Annotated in this window: 16 protein-coding genes and 2 pseudogenes; 10 read left to right on the top strand and 8 right to left on the bottom strand. The window is 70.0% G+C overall.

Features of this window, described 5'->3' with window-relative positions:
- Positions 1-4 precede the first annotated feature (4 nt).
- Positions 5-2,293 (bottom strand): hypothetical protein, encoded by a 2,289-nt coding sequence (locus tag HA073_RS14750; RefSeq protein ID WP_166456660.1) that lies wholly within the window; start codon positions 2,291-2,293, stop codon positions 5-7.
- Positions 2,290-3,090 carry a hypothetical protein gene (locus tag HA073_RS14755; RefSeq protein ID WP_166456661.1) on the bottom strand — a complete coding sequence of 267 codons (801 nt, stop codon included), beginning with the start codon at positions 3,088-3,090 and terminating at the stop codon, positions 2,290-2,292. Before HA073_RS14755 ends, HA073_RS14750 begins: the two co-directional genes overlap by 4 nt.
- Before the next feature lie 212 nt (positions 3,091-3,302).
- Between HA073_RS14755 and HA073_RS14760 the strand changes: the two genes are divergently transcribed.
- Both HA073_RS14760 and HA073_RS14765 read left to right on the top strand, forming a co-directional pair.
- Entirely contained in the window at positions 3,303-3,767 is a 465-nt protein-coding gene (locus HA073_RS14760; protein ID WP_166456662.1) for a hypothetical protein, read from the top strand.
- A gap of 201 nt (positions 3,768-3,968) precedes the next feature.
- Positions 3,969-4,625 carry a Crp/Fnr family transcriptional regulator gene (locus tag HA073_RS14765; protein WP_309228022.1) on the top strand — a complete coding sequence of 219 codons (657 nt, stop codon included), beginning with the start codon at positions 3,969-3,971 and terminating at the stop codon, positions 4,623-4,625.
- A 91-nt stretch (positions 4,626-4,716) separates the two neighbouring features.
- On the opposite strand, the gene HA073_RS14770 is transcribed toward HA073_RS14765, so the two are convergent.
- A complete protein-coding gene (locus tag HA073_RS14770; RefSeq protein ID WP_205797465.1) occupies positions 4,717-5,571 on the bottom strand; it encodes a universal stress protein in 855 nt (284 codons plus the stop codon).
- 131 nt (positions 5,572-5,702) lie between these two features.
- On the opposite strand from HA073_RS14770, the gene HA073_RS14775 reads away from it, so the two are divergent.
- Together HA073_RS14775 and HA073_RS14780 are read left to right on the top strand one after the other, a co-directional pair.
- Positions 5,703-6,161: a MarR family winged helix-turn-helix transcriptional regulator gene (locus HA073_RS14775; protein ID WP_166456665.1), complete on the top strand. Its 459-nt coding sequence runs from the start codon at positions 5,703-5,705 to the stop codon at positions 6,159-6,161.
- A gap of 74 nt (positions 6,162-6,235) precedes the next feature.
- A complete protein-coding gene (locus tag HA073_RS14780; RefSeq protein ID WP_166456666.1) occupies positions 6,236-7,663 on the top strand; it encodes an MFS transporter in 1,428 nt (475 codons plus the stop codon).
- Position 7,664: 1 nt separating this feature from the next.
- On the opposite strand, the gene HA073_RS14785 is transcribed toward HA073_RS14780, so the two are convergent.
- Together HA073_RS14785 and HA073_RS14790 are read right to left on the bottom strand one after the other, a co-directional pair.
- On the bottom strand, positions 7,665-8,459 hold the full coding sequence (locus tag HA073_RS14785; RefSeq protein ID WP_166456667.1) for an alpha/beta fold hydrolase: 795 nt from the start codon (positions 8,457-8,459) through the stop codon (positions 7,665-7,667).
- Positions 8,460-8,511: 52 nt separating this feature from the next.
- Positions 8,512-9,096 carry a helix-turn-helix domain-containing protein gene (locus HA073_RS14790; protein ID WP_064448246.1) on the bottom strand — a complete coding sequence of 195 codons (585 nt, stop codon included), beginning with the start codon at positions 9,094-9,096 and terminating at the stop codon, positions 8,512-8,514.
- Positions 9,097-9,175: 79 nt separating this feature from the next.
- Between HA073_RS14790 and HA073_RS14795 the strand changes: the two genes are divergently transcribed.
- The 4 genes from HA073_RS14795 (at position 9,176) to HA073_RS14810 (ending at position 14,622) form a co-directional block, all read left to right on the top strand.
- Complete coding sequence (locus HA073_RS14795; protein ID WP_166456668.1) at positions 9,176-10,156, top strand: NAD(P)/FAD-dependent oxidoreductase; 981 nt, start codon at positions 9,176-9,178, stop codon at positions 10,154-10,156.
- A gap of 58 nt (positions 10,157-10,214) precedes the next feature.
- Complete coding sequence (locus HA073_RS14800; RefSeq protein WP_166456669.1) at positions 10,215-12,062, top strand: glycoside hydrolase family 15 protein; 1,848 nt, start codon at positions 10,215-10,217, stop codon at positions 12,060-12,062.
- 201 nt (positions 12,063-12,263) lie between these two features.
- Positions 12,264-13,979, top strand: coding sequence for an ABC-F family ATP-binding cassette domain-containing protein (locus tag HA073_RS14805; RefSeq protein ID WP_309228023.1), 1,716 nt, complete (start codon positions 12,264-12,266; stop codon positions 13,977-13,979).
- 133 nt (positions 13,980-14,112) lie between these two features.
- Positions 14,113-14,622 carry a DUF3592 domain-containing protein gene (locus HA073_RS14810; protein ID WP_113972606.1) on the top strand — a complete coding sequence of 170 codons (510 nt, stop codon included), beginning with the start codon at positions 14,113-14,115 and terminating at the stop codon, positions 14,620-14,622.
- Positions 14,623-14,644: 22 nt separating this feature from the next.
- Here the strand turns inward: HA073_RS14810 and HA073_RS31135 are convergent.
- The 3 genes and pseudogenes from HA073_RS31135 to HA073_RS14825 all read right to left on the bottom strand — a co-directional run.
- Positions 14,645-14,866, bottom strand: a pseudogene (locus HA073_RS31135) (hypothetical protein); the annotation flags it as partial.
- Positions 14,863-15,222 (bottom strand): annotated as a pseudogene (locus tag HA073_RS31140) (hypothetical protein); the annotation flags it as partial. The pseudogenes HA073_RS31140 and HA073_RS31135, both read right to left, overlap by 4 nt.
- Positions 15,223-15,510: 288 nt before the next feature.
- Complete coding sequence (locus tag HA073_RS14825) at positions 15,511-16,707, bottom strand: helix-turn-helix domain-containing protein (RefSeq protein ID WP_166456672.1); 1,197 nt, start codon at positions 16,705-16,707, stop codon at positions 15,511-15,513.
- 133 nt (positions 16,708-16,840) lie between these two features.
- On the opposite strand from HA073_RS14825, the gene HA073_RS14830 reads away from it, so the two are divergent.
- On the top strand, positions 16,841-17,488 hold the full coding sequence (locus tag HA073_RS14830) for an XRE family transcriptional regulator (RefSeq protein ID WP_375336235.1): 648 nt from the start codon (positions 16,841-16,843) through the stop codon (positions 17,486-17,488).
- 108 nt (positions 17,489-17,596) lie between these two features.
- Positions 17,597-18,154 (top strand): hypothetical protein, encoded by a 558-nt coding sequence (locus HA073_RS14835; RefSeq protein WP_309228024.1) that lies wholly within the window; start codon positions 17,597-17,599, stop codon positions 18,152-18,154.
- Positions 18,155-18,177 lie beyond the last annotated feature (23 nt).

The following is an 18,177-nucleotide window of genomic DNA, read 5'->3' on the forward strand; positions in this document are numbered from 1 at the left end:
GATCTCAAGCAGCCGACGTAGAAGACGATGACGCACGCGACAGCCAGTACGTAAACCTCGGCCGCACGCTCGGATCCAGGACGAGTTTCCGGAGCATCGTCTGAAAGGCCTCGGCGGTCGGCGCGTAGGCCCGGAAGGATCGAAGCCAGTGGCCCAGTTGGCGCCAGCCGTTCTCGGCATGGTCAGGATCCAACAGGACCAAGCGCCAGAGAGTGACAACGTCTTCCAAAGCGTGCGGCGACACCCCAGCCAGGGAGAGCAGGGGAAACTGGCCCGGGAGAGGGAGCTCCGACATGATCAGTCGGCTGAACGCGCGGCTGGCTGCGAGCTCCAGGGCGCGATCCTCACTCAGCGCCCACCTCTTTAGCAGCACCAATATCGGAGCATGGCCGATGTCTCCGGCAAGGCCTGCAACGGCACCGGTGATCTCATAGCCGAGGTAGCCATGGGCGTTCCGCGCCACGTGCGTCAGTTCTTGCAGCAAGCGGTTGTGGTTCGCGGGCCGGAAGCCCATCGACCAAGCCTTTGCGGCTGTGTCGCGCTCAAATGCGGCGCCGGACCGGGCGAGGGAGGAGATCTCCGCGCTCACGCGGCTGCTGATCCGATGGCCAGCCAGCCTGTCGGGAGGCCCCGAGTCGGCAAGGTTGGCCACGGCCACCAGTGCAGCCGCGGCAGCTCGACGAAGAGGCGGCCTCCGGTCCTTCGCCCAGTTGCCGATCACACTGTCGTAGACTTGCTCGAAGTCGTGACGGGCGAATCCGGCGGCAGCGACCGCCGCGCAGTGTTTGAAATCCTCAGCCGGATGAGCTGCCAGAGCGTTCAGCCACCCGATGAGCGCACTTCGGCTGTTGTCGAATTCGTTCCAAGCGACGTCCAGAAGCGCCCGGACCATGTCCGGCTCGACCTGTGCCTTGCGGGTTGCCAGACCAGATTTGAAACTACCTATTGCCTTTTCCTCACTGTCCCAGTGCTGAGCAAGATCGTCGCCGAGCAGCTCGGGGAAGCTGTATACCAGCGCAGGCCGACCGATTGCGGAATGAGCGAAGAGTCCATCAAGCCCTTCCAACAACAGCCCGGCGGCGTCCGTCACGTGTGCAATCGGATGGCCGGAGAACACTGCATAGGTCACTCGCAGGGCACGGCGGTGCTGGAGGTGGCGATGTTGATAGCTGCTGTCGACAGGTGGCGTCTCCAGGATGGCGCGCGCACGCACACGTCGCCGAATTTCCCCGGACGGAAGCAGCGCAGCTATTTGTTCGTCGCTTTGCGGAAGTCGGGTCGCTATCATCTCCGCCTGCTGCGCGCACTCACGAGGACGATGAAGAAGCGTTACACCACGGCGAACAAATTTTTTCTCCAGCAGACGGCGCGCATAGCGGGTCCCGCACCGCCGGTCACCGCATCTGTCGCTATGGACGCAGCGGCCGTGGAGATTGTAAACGAGATGCCGACGGAACACCGCTATCGGATCGATGCTGAGGTGGTGAAACACCTCCGCGTGATGGAGCGCGCCGCCTGGCGTGTCCAGATCGCGGACCATGATGGCACTTGATTCGCGTTGCTCAAATGTTCGCTCCAAGGCCCGGATGAGCCCGGCGGTGGCGTTGGGGCCGAGCCGGATGATATACCCGTGTCCCTTTTGCAGCAGATCGGGATGATCTCGAACTTGCAAGGGGTCACTGGATTCGGTGAGCATGATCTCTCGAACGTTCTCCCCGCCGTAGCGAGCCGCGAGCACAGCGCAGGCTGTGGTTAATCTCCCGGTGCCGGACGGGCCCGCGAGGCCAACTACCGGGCTCCGATCAAGGCGTTGGGTTAAATCCTTGAAGCATGCAGGCTTGACCAAGGTCGCCACCTTGAGCTTGATCCGGCTGACGGGGTCGATGCTGAGCCGAACGCGGTCGTCCTGCGCCACGTTGATGACGCTTCCGATAACGTGCGCGTAATCGCCATATACCGCTGGCCCATCGTTCCGAACGTCGTCAAAACGAATATGGTTGCCCTGCCCTGGCATCCAGGCTCGAAGCGTCGGGTTGGCCTGGACGAAGTCGGCCGAGTCGCCAGACTCATCGCCCTCCGCTTGGGCGTCCGACCGCCCTTCATCCTCTTTGTTCTCTTCACGTTTCTTGCTGTCTTGCAACTGTGCGCCCGCAGCGCCCTCGTCACCCTCCGGCCCTGCCGCCGCAGTCGGCTTCTTCGAGTCGTCTACCTCCTGACCCACCCCTTCCGGTGGCGCGTCAGGCCCTCCATCAGCGGGTGCCGGCTCGTCCGTAGAGGGACGCTGGGGAATCACGACCCGTCCTCCCCGTCCTCCTCTTCGCGCCACGCCGCATGCGAGCCGTAGGCGCGACCGTTGTCGCCGTACACAGTGGGCCCGTTGTTGGTCACCGTGCCGAAGTCGAACCTGCTCCCACTGGTCCGACGTGCCGGCGGCCGCTTGGCCTTCTCGACACGACGGCGAGCACCACTGCGACGATCGGCAGGGGGATCCATGGGAGTGCAGTTGACATTCTCATCCGGCACGAATATCCACGCCTCATCTACGAAGGACTTCACCTCGACGCGCACTCGGCGGAAGCGGTCTGGCCGGATACCGCTATAGGACTGGGAGACGACGTCGCGGTGGATCGTGTCCGACACGATCAACGCCACTGCGGCGTCAGGGAACGAGCCCAGCGCGTCGCGCAACGGCTCGGCGTTGACTAGCCTGGCGGCCGTTACGACTGCCTTGCCGGCGAAGCCGTTCTCGGCCAGAGCCACCAATCCTTGATGCATAGCGACGCGCATTCGGATACGAGCGTGATCTGAGGCTTGACGGTTGTGGTCACGCAAGACCCGTTCCATGGCCGGGACGAGTTCGGCAACAATCCTCGGCTCCGAGGTCCCAGGCGGAAAGATGGCGAATTCACCGTCTCCTGTCGCCTGGACCGTCCAACCACTCCGATCCAGTCCACAGAGATCCGCGGCTTCGCGCATAATCTTTCGGAAGTTTTTCTGCGCATGGAACTGTCCGACGTCGTCGTTCCTACTGTAGCTCTCCATATCCACGAACATGATCAGCCGCCGCTGCGACTGGACAACCGATGCCATCTCACCCTCCTCGCGCCCCGCCCTGCTTGCGAGACAATGTCACTTATAGCGAGGCGTGACCGTGGGAATGCCATCAAAATACGGGTTTCGGTTATAGGGCTGTTGTCGCATTCACGTCAATCCCTACTTCAAAGGGGCAAGGCGGGGGCAGCCCAGACTTGACTTGCACCATGAGCACCCCTCAGACTCCAGCTTCCTTCAGCACTTCAGACGTGGAACGCGCGTTGGCAACCGCCCGAATGCATCAAGACTCGATCCAGCATGCCGATGCCAAGATCGCCCGACTGGCCGGCTTGTACGGTGCGCTGGTAAGCCTCACCGCCAGCAGCATGCCCGCACCATCCGACATAACAGCCAATCCAGTTCTCGGCCTGCCCCTCGGCCTGGCCTGTGCTGTCTTCCTGTGCTGCTCGGCCGTGGGCACTCGGCACCTGGCACTCGGCTTCCGGCCGGTGGTGACCGGACCGAAGGGAGCGAACCGGTTCGGCTTCATCGAGCCTCGATCAGCACCACTTGCGCTGGATGCGGGACAGGAAATCACCGAGGCGTGGCAGCTTGTGATGCTGCTCGGTCAGATCGCACGTGGCAAGCATCGTCGGGTGCGCTCAGCACTTCCGTGGACCTTCATTGCAGCCGCCTCTGCAACGGCTTGGCTGATCCTTGCCTCCTTCGTGTAGCTGGGCACCCTGCCGCTTGGACACCTTCTGCAGGCCGACTGCATCGACCACAATGGCTCCTGTGCTGATGCAGCCGCAACCAGGCCGAGCATCGTCATGTCTCACGGCGAACGGGGTGCTGACATGCGACAACACCAGGAACGAGCGCAGACCTCGCCAGAGTGGCCTCCAGGGTCACTCCTCAACTGCTTGGCTCCGTCCGTGCGCGCTGCCTTCCTCTCCATCGGTACAGCCATCGAGGTGGAACCCGGAGACCGTATTCTCCGCGAAGGTGATGAGGGCAGCCATATGCTGCTACTTCGGCACGCATTGACTAAGGTAACCGTCAACCTGGCCGATGGCCGTCAGGCCCTGCTGGCGATCAGGGTTTCGGGCGACGTCGTAGGTGAGATATCAGCGCTGGCCGGCACGCCGCGCACCGCTACCGTCACGAGCTGCAGCAACGGCATGATCAATATCATTCATCGACGTGACTGGTACCCCTTCTTGCAGAATCACCCAGAGGCGGCGCTTGCGTTGGCGGGAACCACTGCAGCCCGTTTTCGCTGGGCCAATCAGCGGAGGGTCGAGTTCGCCTCCTACCCGGCGAAGGTTCGACTGGCTCGGGTTCTGGCCGAGCTTTCAGCCGCTCACGGCGAGCCGGTGCCAGGCGGCAGAACTCTTGGAGTGACGCTCACTCAGACCGAGTTGGCAACGCTGAGTGGTGCGGCGGAGCCGACCGTAGAGAAGGCGCTTCGCGAGCTTCGGCAGGCCGGGGCTCTTGAGACGGGGTACCGCCAAATCACCATCCGGGACCTTGCAGCCCTTCGACAGATCGGGCGCTTACCGAACGTACGACAAGAGTGGCGCAGGGAGTAGCGAGCGGTAAGCGTACGGCTGGGGTGGAACGCCGCGGGTGCCTCCCCGGCCGGGGAGGCACCCGTGATGCTTCTGTCGTCGCGGCCGACTGCTACTCCGCTTCGCGGACCGGGCTCTGCGGCACCACCATCACCGGCCGGTGCGCGCGGTGCAGGGTGGCCATGGCGACGCTGCCGAGCAGGATCTTGCGCATCGCCGTGCGTCCGCGCGAGCCGACCACCACCGCGCTCGCCTTGTGCTCGGTGGCGACCGCGGAGAGCGCGTCGGCAACCGCGCGTCCCGGGGCGCCGCGTCCGGCGCTCACCCGCACCGTGGTGACCTGCTGACCGCCGGCCGTCTCCGGGGTGGGCGTCTCCCCCTCGTCGCCGTCGACGGCGACCAGGACGACGTTCCGCTCGGGGAAGAGGCGCCGGGTGGAGTCGAGCGCCGCCTCGGCGCCGGCGGAGGCGTCCCAGCCGACCACCACCGGGCCGGCGGCGAGCGCGTCGTGCTCGTCGGTGAGCAGCGGGTGCGGCACCACCAGGACGGGTCGCGGGCTGTAATGCACGGCCATGTCCGAGACGCTGCCGAGCACGGCGCGGGCACCGCCGAGCCCGCGCGAGCCGAGCAGCAGCACGTCGGTCTGCTTCTCGTCGGCCAGTTCGGCGAGCCGGAGCCCTTCCCCGCCGTAGCTGCGGCACACGAGCGGCTCGGCGTCCCAGCCGGCGGCGCGGGCCAGCATCACGCCGACGGAGGTGAGCCGGTCGGCCTCCCGGCCGCCCTCGCGCTCGATCGCCTCCACGAACGCGTTGATGTTGCGCTTGCCGGTCCAGAGGCGCTTACGCAGTTCCTCGCTGGCGAACGGAGGCGTCCACAGATGCCCGATCCATGCGTGCGCGCCGGGGAACAGCAACGCGCCCGCCTCGATGGCGGCGCTCGCGGCCGGAGACCCGTCGTAACCCACCATCACTCGCCTGCCGTGCACGTCGCTCACCGCACCAAACCTCTCCTGCCGACGACATCCCACAAGATCGTATCCGCGGTCCGGCCGGGTCCGCGCCGGATCATCCGCCACGGACCCGTCGGTACGCTGGGCGGATGAGCACCCCGGACCTGTCGTACCTGCTCGACCACACCAGTCACGTGCTGCGCACCCGGGTGGCGGCGGCCCTGGCCGAGATCGGGCTGACCGCGCGGATGCACTGCGTGCTGGCGCACGCGCTGCCCGAGGAGCGTACGCAGATCCAGCTCGCCGAGATGGGCGACATGGACAAGACCACGATGGTGGTGACGGTGGACGCGCTGGAGCAGGCCGGCCTGGCGGTGCGGCGGCCGTCGCGTACCGACCGGCGGGCCCGGATCATCGCGGTCACCGAGGAGGGCGCCCGGGTCGCGGCGCGCAGCCAGGAGATCGTCGACCGGGTGCACGCCGAGGCACTGGCGAGCCTGCCGGAGGACGAGCGGGCGGTCTTCCTGCGCGCGCTGGAGCGCCTGGCGGCCGGCCACCTGGCCACCCCGGTGCCGAGCCCGAAACCGGCACGCCGCGCCCGCCAATAGTTCCCAAAGAGATTGTCTATAACGGGACTATCCGTTACGGTCCCTCCTGTCGCACCTCTCGACAGGAGGACTCCATGTCCGCTCCCCGCTCGCGTCAGGTCGCGCTCGGCGTGCTCGCCACCAGCGCCCTGATGACCATCCTCGACGGCAGCATCGTCACCGTGGCGATGCCCGCCATCCAGCGCGACCTGCGCTTCTCCCCGGCCGGCCTGAGCTGGGTGGTGAACGCGTACCTGATCGCGTTCGGCAGCCTGCTCCTGCTCGCCGGCCGCCTCGGCGACCTGCTCGGACGCCGGGCGATGTTCCTCGGCGGCACCGCGCTGTTCACCGCCGCGTCGGTGCTGGCCGGGCTCGCAGAGAGCAGCGCCATGCTCGTCGCGGCCCGCTTCCTCCAGGGCGTCGGCAGCGCGGCGGCGGTCGCGGTGAGCCTCGGCATCCTGGTCACGCTCTTTCCCGACGCCGCCGAGCGGGGCCGGGCGATCGCCGTGTTCGCCTTCACCGGCGCCGCCGGGGCGGCCATCGGCCAGGTCGCCGGTGGCCTGCTCACCGATGCGCTGGGCTGGCACTCGATCTTCCTGATCAACCTGCCGATCGGCCTGGCCACGATCGCGCTCGCGGTCCGTACGCTGCCCGCCGACCGGGGCCTCGGCCTGGCCGCCGGGGCCGACGTGGCAGGTGCGCTGCTGGTCACCGCCGGCCTGGTGCTCGGCATCTACACGGTGGTCACGATCGAGCGGTACGGGGCGACGTCGGCGCACACGCTCGGCCTGGGCGGGCTCGCCGTCGCGCTGGTCGCCGGGTTCGTGGTCCGGCAGGCCACCGCGCGCCGACCGCTCATGCCGCTGCGGATCCTGCGCTCGCGCGGCGTGGCGGTGGCGAACGTGGTCCAGATCCTCACCGTGGCGTCGACGTTCGCGTTCCAGGTGCTCGTCACGCTCTACCTCCAGCAGGTGCTCGGCTACGACGCCACCCGCACCGGGCTGGCCCTGCTCCCGGCGGCAGTCGTCATCGGCGCGGTGTCGCTGGGCGTCTCGGCCCGGCTCAACGCCCGGTTCGGCGAGCGGGCGGTGCTGCTGGCCGGGCTCGTGCTGCTCGTCGCCATGTTCGCGTGGCTGGCCCGCATACCGGTGGACGGCCGCTACCTGCCCGACGTGCTGCCGGTGATGCTGCTCGCCGGCGGGTTCGGGCTGGTGCTGCCGGCGCTGACCGCGCTCGCCATGTCCGCCGCCGGCGCCGGGGACGCCGGTCTCGCCTCCGGGCTGTTCAACACCACCCAGCAGCTCGGCATGGCGTTCGGCGTCGCGGTGCTGGCCACGCTGGCCGCCGCCCGTACCGCGGACCGGCTCGCGCTGGGCGACGACCGGGCCGTCGCGCTGACCAGCGGGTTCCACCTGGCGTTCGCGATCGGCGCGGGGCTGCTCGTGGTCGCCGTCGGGCTCGCGTACGCGCTGCTGCGCCCGCGCACGACGGCGGACGCGGACACCCCGGCGCTGGTGGGCTGAGTCAGCCGGGGGCGCGCGCCGGGTGGGTGAGGAACGGCAGCACCGCCGCCGGCAACGCGGGCGAGGTCAGCATGTCGTAGTGGGTCAGCCCGGGCAGCACCGCCAGCCGGGACGCGGGACGGTCGGTTCCGTCGCCGCCCGCGTCCCGGCCGCCGCCGAGCAGGCCGAAGAACTCCGCCGCGTGGCTCACCGGGATCTCGTCCGCGTCGGCGAAGACCAGCAGCACCGGCATCGGCAGCGCGGCCACCTCGGCGGACCAGTCGTAGTCCCGTCGCAGCAGCTCGCCGCCGCGGGCCCAGAGCGCCTGCCAGTCCTGCGGGCGGGGCGCCACCCGCGCGTACCGCTCGTGGAGCGGGGTGCCGCGCATCCGTTGCCCGACGCGCTCGTCGTGGGCGGACATCGCGGCGAGCGTCCGCGGGTACCAGCCGCGCCGCCGGAACGGCGTGGAGACCAGCACCAGGCGGCGGACCAGGCCGGGGTGCTGGATCGCGGTACGCAGGGCCACCCCGCCGCCGAGGGAGTAGCCGAGCACGTCGGCCCGGGGCAGGCCGAGGTGGCGCAGCAGCGCTGCGATGTCGTCCGCCATCGACTCGTACCGCAGCGGCCGGTCCACGTCGGCGGTGCGGCCGTGGCCCTGCAGGTCGACGGCGATCAGCCGCCGGCGCGTGGCCAGGGCGGGGCGGACCGGCGCGAACGTCTCCGTCGAGCCGTACTCGCCGTGCAGCAGGACCAGCGGCTTGCCGGTCCCGTGCTCCTCGTACCAGATCCGCAGCCCGCCGACCTCCGCATAGCTCACCCGCTGATCGTCGCGCCGCCGATGCCGCGGCGGGCGTGTTTACCGTCGCCGCTCAGCTCGAGGCGCGGGGGCGGGCCCGCAGGTGGGCGCGTTCGCCCTGGCTGCCGAAGAGGCTGAGGAACTCCACCCCCTCGCTGTCGGCACGCCCGAACCAGTGCGGTACGCGGGTGTCGAACTCGGCCGCCTCACCGGGGACCATCACCAGGTCGTGCTCGCCGAGCACGAGCCGCAGCCGCCCGTTGAGCACGTAGACCCACTCGTACCCCTCGTGGGTCTTCGGCTCGGGCTCGGACCGGCCGCCGGCCGGGATGATCAGCTTGTACGCCTGGATGCCGCCGGCGCGGCGGGTGAGCGGCAGCATGGTCATCCCGAACGCGGCGACCGGCCGCAGGTGGACGCGCGGGTCGCCGGTGGGCGGGGCGCCGACCAGCTCGTCCAGCGTCACGCCGTGCGCGCGGGCGAGCGGGAGCAGCAGTTCGAGGGTGGGCTTGCGGCCGCCGGACTCCAGCCGGGACAGCGTGCTCACCGAGATGCCGGTGGCGGCGGAGAGATCGGTGAGCGTGGTCTCCCGCTCACGCCGCAGCGCGCGCAGCCGGGGACCGACCGCGTCGAGGGCCTGGTCGAGGTCGACATCCATGCCCCCAGTTTGCCACATCAGCAAGAGAGTTTGCGGTTCTGCGCTTCCCCGCCGCAGTCTGGTCGCGGAGGTGGTCACGATGACCGAGTTACGTGAGGACTACGAGGTACTGGTGATCGGCGGCGGCGCGGCCGGGCTGAGCGGCGCGCTGATGCTGGCCCGGGCACGCCGGTCGGTGCTCGTGGTGGACGGCGGCGAACCGCGCAACGCGCCCGCCGACGGCGTACACGCGCTGCTGGGCCACGACGGCGTACCGCCGGCCGAACTGCTGGCGCGCGGCCGGGACGAGGTCCGCGGCTACGGCGGGCACCTAGCCGAGGGCCGGGTCGAGGCGGTACGCCGCGACGGCGACGGCTTCGAGGTGACGCTCGCCGACGGCCGGCGGGTACGCGCCGGTCATGTGCTCGTCGCCACCGGCCTGGTCGACGAACTGCCCGAGGTGCCGGGCCTGCGCGAGCGCTGGGGCCGGGACCTGGTGCACTGCCCGTACTGCCACGGCTGGGAGGTGCGGGACCGGCCGATCGGGGTGATCGGCAGCGGCCCGATGTCGGTGCACCAGACGCTGCTGTTCCGGCAGTGGAGCGACGACGTGGTCTACCTGCGGCACACCGCGCCGCCGCTGACCGACGAGCAGGCCGAGCAGCTCGCCGCCCGCGGCGTGCCGGTGGTCGAGGGCGAGGTCGCGGCCGTCGAGACGGCCGGGGACCGGGTGACCGGGGTACGCCTGCGCGACGGCCGCACCGTCGACCGGGAGGTGCTCACCGTCGCGCCCCGGATGGTCGCGCGCACCGGGTTCCTGGCCGGACTGGGCCTGCGCCCGCAACCGCACCCCAGCGGGATGGGCGAGTACCTGCCGGCCGACGAGTCGGGGCGTACCGAGGCGCCCGGGGTGTGGGTCGCGGGCAACGTGACCGACCTGTCGGCGCAGGTCGGGGCCGCTGCCGCGGCTGGTGCCCGGACCGCGGCGATGATCAACGCGGAACTGGTGAACGAGGAGACCCGCCGGGCGGTCGAGGCGCGGCGTGACGCGCGAGGGTGGGTGACCACGAATCCCCTCTAACCTGACAATTCTTCCCCTAGGTTGAGTCGGAGAGGGCAGTCGGAACCTGGGGGGCGACGTGAAGAGCTATCCGGCGATCGAGGATCACGGGCTCATCGGCGACCTCCAGACCGCAGCGCTGGTGACCTGTGACGGGACGATCGACTGGTTTTGCGCGCCGCGCTTCGACTCGCCCAGCGTCTTCTGCGCGTTGCTGGACAAGGACAAGGGCGGCTTCTTCCAGATCGCCCCGCACGACGTCCGGTACGTCACGAAGCAGCTCTACCTCCCCGGCACGCCGATCCTGATCACCCGGTTCATCAGCGCGGACGGCGTCGCCGAGGTGATGGACTTCATGCCGGTGACCGGCGAGCGGGTCACCGACTCGCACCGCATCGTGCGCATGGTCAACATGGTGCGCGGCAGCATGCGGTTCCGGGTGGAGTGCCGGCCGCGTTTCGACTTCGCCCGGGAGAGCCACGAGCTGGAGCGGCACCGCAACGGCTACCTGTTCCGGAGCCGGTCGGCGACGCTCGCCTTCAACCCGATCGATCCGGTGCGGCAGCTCTGGGCCAAGACCGGCGAGATCCGCATGGAGGGCGGCGACCTGATCGCCTACGGCACGTTGCAGGAGGGCGACACCGGCGGGGTGGTCCTGGAGACCGGCATCGACGAGCCCAGGATCATTCCGCCGGAAGAGGTCCAGGGCATGTTCGAGTGGACCCGGGACTACTGGCGGCGATGGGTCGAGCGCTCCCGCTACACCGGGCGCTGGCGGGAGATGGTCGAGCGCTCGGCCATCACGCTCAAGCTCATGACGTACGCGCCGACCGGCGCGATGATCGCCGCGCCGACCGCCGCGCTGCCCGAGCTGGTCGGCGGCTCCCGCAACTGGGACTACCGCTACACCTGGGTACGCGACACCTCGTTCTCCGTGCACGCGCTGCTCGGCCTCGGGTTCACCGAGGAGGTCAGCCGGTACATGGACTGGCTGGACGAGCGCATCCGCGAGGCCGGCGACCACCAGGACCCACTGAAGATCATGTACCGGGTGGACGGGTCCTCGGACCTGCACGAGGAGGTGCTCGACCACCTGGAGGGCTACCGCGGCTCCCGTCCGGTGCGGATCGGCAACGGCGCCGCCGACCAGCTCCAGCTCGACATCCACGGCGAGGCGCTCTACGCCATGCACCTCGCCGACGAGCAGGGCATCCGGGTGTCGCACCAGGTGTGGAAGAGCACCGTGCGGCTGATCGACTGGCTCTGCCACAACTGGGACCAGCGCGACGCCGGCATCTGGGAGAGCCGCCACCACCCCCGCAACTACACGTTCGGCCGGGTGATGTCGTGGGTGGCGCTGGACCGCGCCATCCGGCTGGCCACCCGCACCGGCCGGCCCGGCGACATGCACTGCTGGACCGAACAACGCAACCGGATCTACAACCAGGTCATGGCCCGCGGTTTCCACCGGGAACGCGGCAGTTTCGTGCAGGCGTACGACGAGAACGTGCTCGACGCCGCCCTCCTCTACATGCCGGCGGTCGGCTTCGTCACGCCCACCGACCCGCTGTGGCTGTCCACCCTCGAGTCGATCGAGCGGGACCTGGTCTCGGACAGCCTGGTCCACCGGTACGACCCGGTCCACTCCCCCGACGGGCTCCCCGGTCACGAGGGCACGTTCAACATGTGCACGTTCTGGTACGTCGAGGCGCTGGCCCGCTCCGGCCGGCTGGACGACGCCCGGCTCACCCTGGAGAAGATGTTCACCTTCAGCAACCACCTCGGGCTCTACGCCGAGGAGATCGCCTCCACCGGTGAGCAGATCGGCAACTATCCGCAGGCGTTCAGCCACCTCGCCCTGATCAACTCGGCGCTGGCGGTGAACGACCTGCTCGACGCCGAGGCCTCCGCCCGCCTCCGCCGGTAACTCCGGTGATCTCCGGCCCGGAGCCGGGTACTGTTTGCCGCATGAGGTTCTTCGCCGCTGTCATGAAGCCCTGGTCCCTCCGCTGACGGCGGCAGGGTGACCGGCTTCTTCTGACGTACCAGCTCTGCTCCGCCGTCCCGGCGTTCCCGCCGGGCGGTGTCCTCGCGCTGCCCGGCTCCATGACGAGCCGAAGAGCGGACTGTGCACAACCTCGACAACATTCCTTCCTTCCCATCCACCTCGGGCGGTTCGCTGCCCGCCGGGCACCGGGCGCACGTGCGGGCCGACGGCGTCCGCGTCGTACTCGGCGGCCGGGTCGTGCTGTCCGACGTCAGCGTGACCGTCTCCGCCGGTTCCCGCCTGGCGGTCGTCGGCGAGAACGGCCGTGGCAAGACCACCCTGCTGCACGTGCTGGCCGGCCTCATCGCTCCCGACCAGGGCGTGGTGGAACGGCTGGGCACGATCGGCGTCGCCCGGCAGAACCTGGAGTCGCGCCACGGCGAGACGGTGGGCACGCTCGTCCGGGAGGCGATCCGGGAGTCCGAACGCGCGCTGCGGGCGTTCGACGAGGCCGCGATCGCGCTCACCGAGGGCCGGGCGGGCGCGGACGACGCGTACGCCGCTGCCCTGGACGCGGCGACCCGGCTGGACGCCTGGGACGCGCAGCGGCGCGTCGACGTGGCGCTGGCCGGCCTCGACGCCTGCCCGGACCGGGACCGGGAGCTGGCCACGCTGTCCGTCGGCCAGCGCTACCGGGTCCGGCTGGCGTGCCTGCTGGGAGCGCGGGTGGACCTGCTGATGCTGGACGAGCCGACCAACCACCTCGACGCGGACAGCCTGGCCTTCCTCACCGCCCGGCTACGCGACCACCCGGGCGGCGTCGTGCTGGTGACCCACGACCGCGCCCTGCTGCGGGACGTCGCCACGGAGTTCCTGGACCTCGACCCCAGCGCGGACGGGCGCCCGCGCCGCTACGCCGGGGACTACGCCGCCTGGCAGGACGGGCGCCGCCGCGACTTCGCGCACTGGGTACGCGACCACGAGGCGCAGCAGGCCGAGCACCAGCGGCTGGCCGACGGGGTACGGCAGGCGCAGGACCGCCTCAGCACCGGCTGGCGGCCGGAGAAGGGACACGGCAAGCACCAGCGCCAGTCCCGCGCGCCCGGACTGGTCCAGGCGCTGCGCCGCCGGCAGGAGGCGCTCGACGCGCACCGCGTCACCGTGCCGGAGCCACCGCAGCCGCTGCGCTGGCCACCGCTGGACACCCGTCCCGGACTGCCGACCCTGCGCTGCCACGACGTGACGGTGGCCGGGCGCCTGCGTACCCCGGTCACGCTCACGCTCGACGGCGGGGACCGCCTGCTGGTGACCGGACCCAACGGCGCGGGCAAGTCGACGCTGCTCTCCGTGCTGGCCGGTGACCTCACGCCGTCGACCGGGGAGGTCCGGCACCTGTCCGGGGCGCGCGTCGCGTACCTCGGTCAGGAGGTGCCCGACTGGCCGCCGGCGCTGCTCGCGCACGACCTGTACGAGCAGCACGTGGGCCGGTTGCGCTCCGCCGGGCGCGTCGGCTCCGGCACGGCCCTGCCGCTGAGCGCGACGAACCTGCTCGACGCCGAGGCCCGGCGTACCCCCGTCGGCCGGATGTCGCACGGACAGCAACGGCGGCTGAACCTGGCGCTGCGCCTGGCCGAACGTCCCGACCTGCTGATCCTCGACGAACCCACCAACCACCTGTCCGCGCCGCTGGTCGACGACCTCACCGCCGCCCTGCTGACGACGAGGGCCGCGGTGGTGGTCGCCACCCACGACCGGCAGATGCTCCACGACCTGGCGGCGTGGCCCACGCTGTCGCTCACCGCCCCGGCGGCGCCAGGCCGTTCTGTCACGGAGGGTGATGCCCGGCCGGAAGACTGAGTGCTTCGAGCGATATGACTGAGAGGTATATTTATGCCTCTCAGTCATATCGACTTCTCGTCACCTATTCCCCACCGGGCTGGGCGCGCTGGCTACCGTGGATGTCCGGGGCAGTCGGCGAAGGAGCGGCGGGATGTCTGTCGACGGAGCGGGCGCCGGCCCCGTCAGCCGCCCCTCGCGCTACGAGGAGGTCGTCCTCGGCCTGCTACGGGGCGAGGGGGCGACCGTGCTGACAGCCGGTCTCTGGCTGCTCGTCACGTCCCTGTTCACCGCGCTGTTCCTGACCTTCGTCGGGTGGCAGGTGTGGGAGAACCGCATGCTGGAGACCAGGGGGCAGATCGCCGAGGCCGAGGTGGTACGCGCCAACTACGAGGGGCGCGGCAAGTCCCTGAACGTCGTCTACGTCTCGGGTCCGGTGGGCACGACAGCGATCCTGGAGAACCCGGCGCGCCGGCCGGCCGCCGGCGACGTGATAGCGGTCCGGTACGACCCCCGGCACCCCACCCACCTGCGGGAAGCGGACGCGCCGATCTGGCGGTGGCCGGACTTCCTGGTGACCGTGCCGCCCGCGGTGGCGGGCTGCCTCGTCGTACCGGCCGAGTGGATGCGGTTCCGGCGGCGGCTGCGGGAGCGACGACTCTGAGCAGTCACCGCCCCTGCGGACCCGCCTCCCGGGTCCACCCGACGAAGCGGCGGTGCAGCGCACCGGCAGGCGCCCAGGGCATGTCCTCGGAGGCTTGCACGAGATAGGCGCCGAGATACAGAGCCAGTGACACCGGCGCGCCGGCGTACTCCGCCCGCAGCTCACGCCTGCGAGTGGGGCACGGCCACGGCAGGTTGCAGCCGCCGCAGCTCCACACCGGCATGACCGGACCGTGGGTGGTCACCGCGCACCCTCCAGGAACCGCGCGGTGATCGCCCGCGCCTGCCGACTCGTCGCCCATTCCGCCTGCCAGCACGGGTACGGCGTGAGCCGTGCCCACCACGCCCGGCACCCTGCACACATGCCGTCGAGTCCCCGCACGTGTACCGCGAGGATCATCTCCTCCGGCCCGCCGATCACTCGTCGCCCGCCTGTGGCCAGTGACCACGATTGATCGGGAGCCGATGCCGCGAATGACAGGGCAGCTCGGCGCCGCACCGGCAAACCCGTCGCCACCGCCGCCAGCACCACACCGGCCGATGCCGCCGGGCGAACGTCAACGCGGCGGCCGACAGGTACGCGTCGTACGAGACGCGGCGCTCCCGCGAGGCATCGCCGTCCGGGGACCGTTGCCCGCCTCGCGCCTGGTCCAGCAGACGGCGTCTGGCGATCTCCTGCTCCATCGCCTGGATGCGCTCGCCAAAGCCGGACACCGTCGACGGCGGAAGGTACCGACCGACGAGCCGTCGCAGGAGCCCAATGGTCACCGTCATCTGTCCGGCCCTCCGTGGTGAGGGCACGGAGGACACCTGCTGATGTGCCTATCCGCGCCCGGTGGAGATCCAGCGTCACGCCGAGCGCGTCCACGATCCAGGAGGTGACTGTCCGCTAACCGGGTGTGCTGTCCGCTGTCGATCGGCGGGCGGGGGCGTACTCGACGCACAGGTCACGCAGCATCGCGGCCTCCGGCACGCCCGACTGCTCCACCTTCGCGAGCAGTTCCGCGGCTCGCCACCAGTTCGACGGCACCACCCGCCCGGACGCCACCGCCTGCGCCCCGAGCGCAACCGCCTCATCCGGCTGGTCGGCGGCGACCAGGGCAAGTCCGAGGTCGAGACGCGCCGACGCGGAACGGCGAGGACGCGCTCCCCCATCACCGTGCGGGTCCAGATCGGTCAGTACCGCCCGCGCCACCTGCTCGGCAGCCGGGTCACCGGCCCACGCCAACGTCGTGGCCATATAGGCGGCGGCCTTCGCGGGGTCGTAGCGGTAGTGATGCTCGGCCCGTTCCGGAACGGGCAGATTCGCCGTCAACCGCTCCACCCGCTCCAGCGCTCGCCGGGTGGCGGCCACATCACCGATCCGCGCCCACGCGCGAGCTTCCTGGGCAGTCGACTGAATCCTGGCCGAGCTGCCTTTCGGCGCGACCCGCTGTGCTTGATGAGACAGATCGAGTGCCGTCCGGTAGTCACCTTGCGTCAACACGTCCCAGGCCCGGGTCTCCAGACACCACGCCTGGATCTCCGCATGCTCGGCGTGTTCGGCAAGCTCACGAGCAGCACGCAGATGAGCAGCCGCCGCGCCGCGCTGCCGCAGGTCGATGTGAACGGTGGCCCGCAGCACCGCCAACCAACCGCCCGCAACCAACAGCCGACGCTGCTGAGCAAGCGTGACCCGTCCGTCCAGCAGCCGCACCACATAGGCCAGATGTCGCCGCACCAGCGGCAACAGATCCGCCGGCGCCATAGTCGGATAGGAGCTGGCGAGGTCGTCGACGCCCTGCTCGATCCGTTCGAGCACCTCACCGCTGACATCACTGGCGGCAACCCTCGCCCGCAACTCGCCCGCCTCGGCCGCATGGTCGATCGGCGCATCGACCAGCCGAGCAAGCACACCTCCGGCGTCGAGAATCCGGTCCAAGTGGCGCGCCGTGTCGACAGTCGGAGCCTTGAGCCCTGCTTCCAGCTCGTGCAGATGGCTCTTGCTTCGATGGGCGAGCTGCCCGAGGGACCGAAGCGACAGACCACGCCGCTCCCGAAACTCGCGCAGAGCTGCCCCGAAGCGCGGATCGACGGAGGAAGCCATAGCCCAGCTCCAAGCTCAAGAGGCCCGGCGAACTCACCCGGCCGCCATTCTGTCGACGGTACCCCGAAACGCCGCTCGTCGATGACCTACGGGCCACGCACCAACGGTGACACCACTGCGACACAGCGCTATCGTGTCGCTCATGGCCGCTCCCGACACGGCCCTGGGCGCCCTCCATGACGGGATGCGCATGAACCAGGACGACTTCGCACGCGCGCTGGAGGTCGTCACCGGCCTGCCCATCTCACTGCTCGGCTTCGCCGCGGTGCCCGGTGGGCACGTGGCCGACGACCAACAGGGTGGCCACGACCTGACCTCGCCCGTGTCGAACCTGGCCACGCCGACGCCGGCTGCCGAGCCCAGCACGGCGCACAGGTCATACGAGGGCGTGTGGCTCAGCCGCTACCAGTACTACTCCAGCGGACGGGAGGAGTCCTTCGCCGGACAGCACTTCGTCGTCCTGCTGCAGCACGGCGACAGGCTGACCGCGCGCAGCCTGCCCGGGTCGGCGTCCTCATCTCTGTCGCTGGACCTGACCGTGGACGGGGCCGTTGTCACCGGCACCTGGGTGGAGCAGACCGATCCGGCCGGCTACTACCGGGGTGCCCGCTATCACGGGGCGATCCAGCTTCTGGCCGAGCCGACGGGCCGGCGGATGGCCGGTAAGTGGGTCGGATTCGGCAAGGACATGGACGTGAACACCGGCCCGTGGGAGCTCGTCTTCCGCGACGCGTCGACCTCCCAGGCGACGCTGGACCGGTACAACACCTCAGCGACATAGCGCCGTGGCCTTGTTCTGGCGCCGACTACTCTGCACTCGGGGTACGACACGGCACGGCGTCCGGATCCGGCGAAACGCCCGGTGCCCACGACACAACAGGAGAGCGCTGTGACAGTCCGCGCCACGGGCCACCCACTGACCCGGCTGGAAGCCGCCCAGGCGCAGGCGGAGCACGTACTCGGCCCCCGGGAGGCGAAGCGGATCGCGACGTTCGGCAACGGCGGCCTGTACGTCCGGGCCGGCACCGGGGCGCAGGCCTTGGCCTGGCTCGTCGACTTCACGGTGTTCCTGTTCGGTGTCGGGGCGGGCGTCGTCGCCCTGTCCCTGGTGGACCGCGCGGTCACCCTGTCCGACAACTTCGCCGCCGGGGCGAGCCTCTCGTTGCTCGTGGTGGTGCCGCTGCTCTACGGCCTCTGCTACGGCAACGGCCGGGCGCTCGGCGCGCTGCTCACCGGCACCCAACTCGTAAGGGCGAAGGACGGCGGCCGGATCGGCCTCAAGGCGTGCTGGGCCATGCTGGTCCGGACGCTGTTGATGCCGGTGCTGGTCGTCGTGCTGGTGGTGACCGCGTTCAGTACCGGATCCTCAGACGCGCCCGGTTCGCTCGTGCGGACCACCATCGATCCGGGTGCCACCCGGCGGCTCCACGACGCGGGCATTCGCTGACCCGTCGCGCAATCGCGTCCCCA

Origin of the sequence: Micromonospora sp. CMU55-4, assembly GCF_011602315.1 — a bacterium.
Lineage (GTDB): Bacteria > Actinomycetota > Actinomycetes > Mycobacteriales > Micromonosporaceae > Micromonospora > Micromonospora chalcea.

Coding starts and splice junctions, on each gene's coding strand:
- HA073_RS14755 (WP_166456661.1), bottom strand. CDS start 3,090: ATGGCATCGGTTGTCCAGTCGCAGCGGCGGCTGATCATGTTCGTGGAT.
- HA073_RS14770 (WP_205797465.1), bottom strand. CDS start 5,571: ATGGTGGGTTACGACGGGTCTCCGGCCGCGAGCGCCGCCATCGAGGCG.
- HA073_RS14775 (WP_166456665.1), top strand. CDS start 5,703: ATGAGCACCCCGGACCTGTCGTACCTGCTCGACCACACCAGTCACGTG.
- HA073_RS14780 (WP_166456666.1), top strand. CDS start 6,236: ATGTCCGCTCCCCGCTCGCGTCAGGTCGCGCTCGGCGTGCTCGCCACC.
- HA073_RS14790 (WP_064448246.1), bottom strand. CDS start 9,096: ATGGATGTCGACCTCGACCAGGCCCTCGACGCGGTCGGTCCCCGGCTG.
- HA073_RS14795 (WP_166456668.1), top strand. CDS start 9,176: ATGACCGAGTTACGTGAGGACTACGAGGTACTGGTGATCGGCGGCGGC.
- HA073_RS14810 (WP_113972606.1), top strand. CDS start 14,113: ATGTCTGTCGACGGAGCGGGCGCCGGCCCCGTCAGCCGCCCCTCGCGC.
- HA073_RS14825 (WP_166456672.1), bottom strand. CDS start 16,707: ATGGCTTCCTCCGTCGATCCGCGCTTCGGGGCAGCTCTGCGCGAGTTT.